The 6,244-nt window shown below is 67.7% G+C and carries 7 protein-coding genes and 1 pseudogene; all 8 read left to right on the forward strand.

Annotation, left to right across the window (positions count from 1 at the left end; genetic code table 11):
* The first annotated feature begins 126 nt into the window (after nt 1-126).
* The gene (locus tag ACTIGJ_RS11950) at nt 127-1,251 is read left to right on the forward strand and encodes a hypothetical protein (RefSeq protein WP_439640547.1); all 1,125 of its coding nucleotides are present in this window, start codon (nt 127-129) and stop codon (nt 1,249-1,251) included.
* Nucleotides 1,252-1,256: 5 nt separating this feature from the next.
* Nucleotides 1,257-1,472 carry a hypothetical protein gene (locus ACTIGJ_RS11955; RefSeq protein ID WP_439640548.1) on the forward strand — a complete coding sequence of 72 codons (216 nt, stop codon included), beginning with the start codon at nt 1,257-1,259 and terminating at the stop codon, nt 1,470-1,472.
* Complete coding sequence (locus ACTIGJ_RS11960; protein WP_439640549.1) at nt 1,469-1,798, forward strand: antitoxin Xre/MbcA/ParS toxin-binding domain-containing protein; 330 nt, start codon at nt 1,469-1,471, stop codon at nt 1,796-1,798. Before ACTIGJ_RS11955 ends, ACTIGJ_RS11960 begins: the two co-directional genes overlap by 4 nt.
* A 112-nt stretch (nt 1,799-1,910) precedes the next feature.
* Nucleotides 1,911-2,213 (forward strand): hypothetical protein, encoded by a 303-nt coding sequence (locus tag ACTIGJ_RS11965; RefSeq protein WP_439640550.1) that lies wholly within the window; start codon nt 1,911-1,913, stop codon nt 2,211-2,213.
* Nucleotides 2,213-4,762: a hypothetical protein gene (locus ACTIGJ_RS11970; protein WP_439640551.1), complete on the forward strand. Its 2,550-nt coding sequence runs from the start codon at nt 2,213-2,215 to the stop codon at nt 4,760-4,762. The genes ACTIGJ_RS11965 and ACTIGJ_RS11970 overlap by 1 nt, the downstream gene beginning before the upstream one ends.
* Before the next feature lie 67 nt (nt 4,763-4,829).
* Nucleotides 4,830-5,156: a hypothetical protein gene (locus ACTIGJ_RS11975; RefSeq protein WP_439640552.1), complete on the forward strand. Its 327-nt coding sequence runs from the start codon at nt 4,830-4,832 to the stop codon at nt 5,154-5,156.
* Between the two features lie 5 nt (nt 5,157-5,161).
* Nucleotides 5,162-5,899, forward strand: coding sequence for a hypothetical protein (locus ACTIGJ_RS11980; RefSeq protein ID WP_439640553.1), 738 nt, complete (start codon nt 5,162-5,164; stop codon nt 5,897-5,899).
* Nucleotides 5,889-6,244 (forward strand): annotated as a pseudogene (locus ACTIGJ_RS11985) (hypothetical protein); the annotation flags it as partial. The gene ACTIGJ_RS11980 and the pseudogene ACTIGJ_RS11985, both read left to right, overlap by 11 nt.

A 6,244-nucleotide genomic window follows, 5' to 3' on the forward strand; every position in this document is an offset into this window, starting at 1 on the left:
ATCGCCAGCTCGGCGGCTTCATACGAAATTCGCAACCCGTGACTCCACTGGGCGCGGGTTATTCAGAGATTCCCTAATTGCCAACTTCTACCGTCTGTCACTTCGACACTAGAGTCAACCCCACAAATGCCCGACCTCACCCCCTCCCAACAACGCAACCTCAGCCGCCTGCTGAACCGCGCACTGGCCAATGCCTGGGACAAGCTGGCCGCGCTCGATGCTGAATCGCAGCGGCTGGTGCTGGCGGAGTACCAGGCAGCGGCCGAGGAGATCGTGGCCGGGCTGCAGGTGGCGGCGGATCGGCAGGGCAATGTCGGCGTCGCGGGCCTGCAGGCCGTCATCGGCCGGGTGACGCTGGCGCTGGAGGCGCTGCGCACGGCCAACCAGGCGCTGGCCGAGCAGCAGGTGTTCAAGGCGGCGGTGATCGGCGCCGGGGCGGTGGAGGAGCTGCGCAAGCTCGCCATCAACGGCGAGATCGTGCGGGAGTCCGTGGCCCGGCTGCCGGACGCGGCGGCGGTGGCCGATGCCGTTCGGCAGCAGCTGATCCACCAGCCCGGCGACGATGGCCTGACCCTATCGGACCGGATCTGGCGCAATCACCGCGAGCTGCGCGACGAGCTGATGCCAGCGATCCAGCGCGCCGTGATCCAGGGCGAGGACGCGCGGTCGGCGGTACGGGATGCCCTGGTGCGCGCCGGCACGGCCACGGCCGAGGAGATCCGGCAGATCGAGGCTGCCAAGGCTGGCGTGCTCGGTGATGAAGCCCGGGCCATCCTGACCGGGCCGAAGGCCAAGGCCTACGCCAACGCCCTGCGCGTGGTCCGCACCGAGAGCGATCGCGCCAACATCATGAGCAGCCGGGAAGCGATCTATGCGGTGGAGGGCGTGGTCGGGACGCGCTTCCTGTTGTCCCCCGCGCACCCGCGTTTCGACATCTGCGATCTCCACGCCGACGTGAACCTGTACGGGCTCGGCAAGGGCGTGTATCCGCGCGGCAAAAGCCCCCTGCCCGCACACCCCAATACGCTGAGCTACGAGGAGGCGGTGTTCGAGTGGGAGGTGACCCCCGAGGACCGCGAAGGCCGCGATGACCCGATCGAGTGGCTGAAAGCGCGCAGCGCGGCCGAGCAGCTCGGCGTGCTGCAAAGCCGGGACAAGCTGCAGGTGCTCGACCAGCTGACGCCGGCGGACATCACCACGCCCTGGCGCGTGCTGGCGCCGCGCTTCGGCGGCACGGCGGCGGCACAATGAGCCCCATGCAATCGCCTGCCCAACTGCTGCGCACCGCCACCGTCGTGGATCTCACCGGCCCGCGTCGGCGAGTGGTCTGCCACTGCAATCACGTGATTTTCGACGGCATCGTGATCAAGAGCCGCGTGGTGCGGCTGCTGCCGCGCGGCGGTGCCGAAGCGCTGTGCCGATGCAAAGCCTGGGTGGCGGTGCCGGCAACCTACAGCGACACCCCGCCGTGAAGCCTTGGCGCGAGCGCCTTGCGCGTGCCGGTGTGCACACCCTGAGCCCTGAGCAATCCGAACGGCTCGACCGCGAGGACAAAGCGCACTTCGCCGCGATCGAGGTGTTCGGCAATGAGGCCGACGCCGGCCGATGGTTCTATAGATCGACATCGGAGTTCGGCGGGTGGCAAGCGCCGGATTCCGTGGCGACCGCCAGCGACGAGGGCCTTGCCCGGGTACTGGCGCGCCTCGATGAGATGCGCGCAACGGTCACTCCGAGGCCCGATCCGTTCCCGACCACGCTGGCCGCTCGACGGCGCAAGCGCCGCGATTCCACCCGTTGATTTGACCGTGCCTGCAGTTGGCGCATACTTGACCGGCAAGGCATAACGCCACGTCGCGAAAGCCGCCGCATCCGAAAGGGTGCGGCGGCTTTTTTCGTTTCTGGAGCGAAGCATGAAAGCTGCTGTCGGCCGCATCGTCATCATCAAAGGTGTCCCGTCGAACGGCACCGATGAGCACCCCGCCCTCATCACCCGGGTCTGGGGCACCAACGACCCCGTGGATTCCCCGGTGATGGTCAACCTCACCGTGTTCCCGGACTGTCTGCCACCGGTCACAAGGGGCAGCGTCATGCTCTTCAACACCCGCGAGCAGGCCGTGGCTGACTACGAGAAGCGCCGTGCGGCCTTGCTGGCTAACGGCGGCTCGCCCGGCGTTGAAACCTACCCCGCCGCGTTCTGGCCGGATCGCGTCTGATGGCCGGCCGTCGCATCAGGCTCAACGAGGGCGGCAGCACCCAGCGCCACTTCTACGCGCTGGCCGCTGTGGAGTCCGGCCCCGGTACCGGCCTGGTCTCGATCGAGCAGCTGGCGCGTCCGATCGAGGCACAGCACTCGCTGTTCGGCGCGGTGCGGCTGAACGCGCAGACCTTCCGCAGTTTCGTCGCCAACTTCAACGCGAACACGCTCGGCCAGGAGATCTACCTGGACCGGAACCACAACCCGGGCGACGGCGTGAATGGCGTGTTCAAGAAGCTGGAGGTGGATTCCGCCGGCCGCCTGATTGGCCATCTGGAGTGGAAGCCCCTGGGCGTGAAGACGTTCAACGAGGACGGCTTCAAGTACTTCTCCATCGATTTCACCGACGACTACGTGAACCCCGAGACCGGCAAAAGCCACGGTCCGCTGCTGTTCGGTGCTGGTCTGGTGCCGCGCCCGTTCATCAAGAACATGACCCCTTCGGCCGGACCCGGCCGCCTGATGCTGAGCGAACAAGGTCGCTCGGTGTTCGTTCCTTCCCACCTGCGTTTCGAGGACGTTGACATGAGAAAGTACCTGGCCAAGCTCCGCGCGGCGCTGGAAGCAAAGAAGCTGAGCGCATCGCTGATCGCGATCCTGCTGGCCCAGTTCGAACAGCAGGCGGTGGCCCTGGGCCTCGGTGACGACGAATCGAAGCTGACCCAGCTCGGCGAAACCTTCGAAGCCACCGCCACCCAGCTCGCCGCCGGCGAAACCAACGTCACCCTGAACGTGGCCGGCGGCCTGAGTGCGGAGGCCATCAATGCCGCCGTGACCAAGGCCCTGGCCGACGCCGAAACCAAGCGCGTGAAGCTGACCGCCACGGCCGAAAGCAACCGCAAGCTGTTCACCGATGCGATCAATGACGCCAAGGGCCTGAGCGAAGACACCCGCGCCGCGCTGCGGCCGCAGGCAGAGCTGATCGGCGCCGAGCACACGCCCGACCAGATCAAGCGCCTGAGCGATGCGGCGATCACGCTGGGGAACAGCATGGAGGTGCGCATCCGGCGCGCCTCGATCGGCCTCGGTGGCGGCGCGATCGGCAGCCTGCCGAACGTGACCCTGACCAGCGATGTCGGCACCCAGGCGCACGGCCTGCTGCGCGAACGCCTGCTGCTTTCGAACGACAACAAGGCCCTGCGCCTGCCCGAGGAAAAGCAGCTCACCAGCTTCGCCCGCAAGGTGCTGGCCGCGTTCGACGCCATTCACGGCCCGCGGCTGGATGCGGAGTGCAAGCGCCTGGCCGGCGATGGCAGCACCAACATCGCAGACAGCCAGTTCCCGGTGGTGGCGCAGCGGCAGGTCATCGTTGAACTGCTGGCGGACCTCAAGTTCCTGGCGATGGTGCAGACCATCGTCGATCCGCAGGCGCAGTCCACGATCCAGATCCCGTACGAGCAGCGGAACACCGCCAACATCGTCAACGGCGGCGTGGTCTACGAAGGCCAGCCCATCCCGTACGCCGGCGTGCGCCAGCTGATGGATCAGGCCTATGTGGTGCCGCGCAAGATCGCCATGCTGATGAGCGATGAGCTGATCCACTTCACCCGCGTGGCACAGATCAACTGGGATGCCTGGGCCCGCAACATCTCCAGCAACGCCCGCCTGATGCGCGACATCATCGCCGGCGCCGTGGCCAGCGAGATGCAGCGCAGTGCCGATGCCTGGAACGCCGGCACCATCACCAGCGAGACGATCACCGCGCAGGTCAACGGTACCCGCACCCTGTTCAAGACCGCGCAGTTCCCGGTGGTGCGCCCGCGCACCGTGCGCGACCTGCAGGGCAACGCCATCGGCAACGAGCAGAACCCGATCACGCTGACCATCGCCGGCACCCCGCGCCCGATGTGGGACGGCACCGGGACTCAGGCTGCCGGCAATTACTGGCGCTTCACGGACTGGAACCTGGGCTACTTCCAGATCGTCAACCAGGCCGGCGTGGTGCAGACGCTGGCCAATGCCACGGCCGTGGTCATCAGCTACTCGAACGCCACCAACGTCTCCAAGTTCGATCTCGATGTGCCGACCGATGTCGAGTACGCGCGGCACCTGAACGGCCTGCTGAACGCCATCGGCCGCCGCAAGGCCATCCTCAGCCAGGAGCGTTTCGTCAGCGCCCAGTTCCTGATCTGCGCCTCCACGCTGCACAACACCATCACCGAGGCCGAGCAGTTCGAGCGCGATGCGCAGAAGGACGGCACCAACCTGGATGTGACCGGCGACCTGGCCACCGTGAAGGGCCTGCCGGCGTTCGGCACCAACCAGCCCGGCATCGATCTCGGCGAGAGCCGGATCCTGATGGGCGAGTCGATGACCTGCAGCTACGGCATCGCCAAGCCGTTCGTGACCGGCACCCCGTTCGAGGTGATGGACCCCACCACGATGCGCCCCACCGCCGAAAAGCAGGCCTACGGCACGGAGCTGAGCACCATCCACGTGCCGGTGCCGCTCCGCAACCGGCTTACCAGCGTGATCGTGTTCTCGGCCACCGCCCGCGCGGCGGTCTGACGCCCCGGCTCCTCGCAGCACCCACTGGGGGCGGGCAACCGCCCCGACTTTTTTCGAGGCGCATCGAATGAACAGCTACACCCACCCGCTGAATGCCAAGGGGCCCACGTATATCGGCAGCCGCCTGGTCTACCCCGGCGAAACCGTGGTGACCGACGCCCCGGTGGCCGGCGAAGCCAGCGATACGCCGGATACCTCGGACCCGTCTGGCACCCGTGACCTGGCAGCCCTGCAGGCCTCCACGATCAAGAAGATCGAAGACGTGCTGCCGGACCTGAGCCTGGACGAGTTGGCCGCGCTGACGGTGCTGGAGCAGGGTTCGCCGAACCCGCGCCAGACGCTGATCGAGAAGATCGGCGCGGAAACCCTGAAGCGGAACGCGGCCAAGGGGTGAGCATCATGCTGCCCGCCTTCTTCGACTTCGGCCCGCTGCATCGTGGAGACTCCACGACCGCGCTGGCCGTGGTCATGGAAAGCGGCGGCGAGCCGGCCTTCATCGCCGCCGGCGCCACGGCCCGGTGCCAGATCCGTGACCTGATCACCGGCGGGCTGCTGCTGGAGTGGTCAACCGCAGACGATTCCATTCTGCTGGTCGACGGCGGCGCGCTGCTGCAGCCGCTGCCGCCACGGCTGACCAACGGCCTGCGGCCAGACCAGTACCAGGCTGAACTGGAGATCTCCGAATCGTCGGGGCTGCGGCGGTCCTGGCTGCGCGGGCCGATCACGGTGATGGCCGACGTCGCCGGCAGCGCCACCGGCCTCGATGACATCGGTGGATCGCCCACCCCGGTGTACTTCGACTTCGGCACCTTCCTGCGCGGCGACTCCACCTGGCCGATCGCGGTGGTGATCAACCTGGGGGACGCGCCGGCATGGCTGGCCGCCGGCGCCTCCGCGCTGTGCCAGGCACGCGACCCGAAGACCGATGCCCTGGTACTGGCGTGGTCCACCGCAGACGGCTCCATCTTGCTGGTCGACGGCGGCGCGCTGCTGCACGAGCTGCCGCCGGCGGCCACCGAAGACGCCTCACCGGCGCAGCTCAGCTGCGAACTCGAAATCACCGAATCGACCGGCCGCCGCCGCACCTGGTTGCGCGGCCCCCTGACCATTGCCGGAGACGTTGCCCGTGGCGAATGAAGTGAGTGTGATCGTCCAGAAGTTCGGCGCCGTTCTGCGCGGCCCAAGCGCCTACGAACTGGCCGTTGACGGCGGCTACCAGGGCAGCCTCGAACAGTGGCTGGCGGAGCGGCAGGGGTTGAACGGGACGAACGGCTGGGCGCCGCTCTTGGCGCTTGTCGTCGACGGCCAGCGGTGCGTTCTGCGCGTCGCGGACTGGACCGGCGGCAGCGGTACCAAGCCAGCGATCGGGCTGTACGTCGGCGCGGCCGGCCTGACGGCGGTGCTCGCTGAAGCGATCGACGTGCGCGGCGCCACGGGAATCGGAACGCCCGGCGCCAACGCCTGGACCCCGATCCTGGCCGT

The sequence above is a fragment of the Nevskia sp. genome, assembly GCF_051860985.1.
GTDB lineage: Bacteria > Pseudomonadota > Gammaproteobacteria > Nevskiales > Nevskiaceae > Nevskia.

Coding starts and splice junctions, on each gene's coding strand:
- ACTIGJ_RS11965 (WP_439640550.1), top strand. CDS start 1,911: ATGAAAGCTGCTGTCGGCCGCATCGTCATCATCAAAGGTGTCCCGTCG.
- ACTIGJ_RS11975 (WP_439640552.1), top strand. CDS start 4,830: ATGAACAGCTACACCCACCCGCTGAATGCCAAGGGGCCCACGTATATC.
- ACTIGJ_RS11955 (WP_439640548.1), top strand. CDS start 1,257: ATGCAATCGCCTGCCCAACTGCTGCGCACCGCCACCGTCGTGGATCTC.
- ACTIGJ_RS11950 (WP_439640547.1), top strand. CDS start 127: ATGCCCGACCTCACCCCCTCCCAACAACGCAACCTCAGCCGCCTGCTG.
- ACTIGJ_RS11970 (WP_439640551.1), top strand. CDS start 2,213: ATGGCCGGCCGTCGCATCAGGCTCAACGAGGGCGGCAGCACCCAGCGC.
- ACTIGJ_RS11980 (WP_439640553.1), top strand. CDS start 5,162: ATGCTGCCCGCCTTCTTCGACTTCGGCCCGCTGCATCGTGGAGACTCC.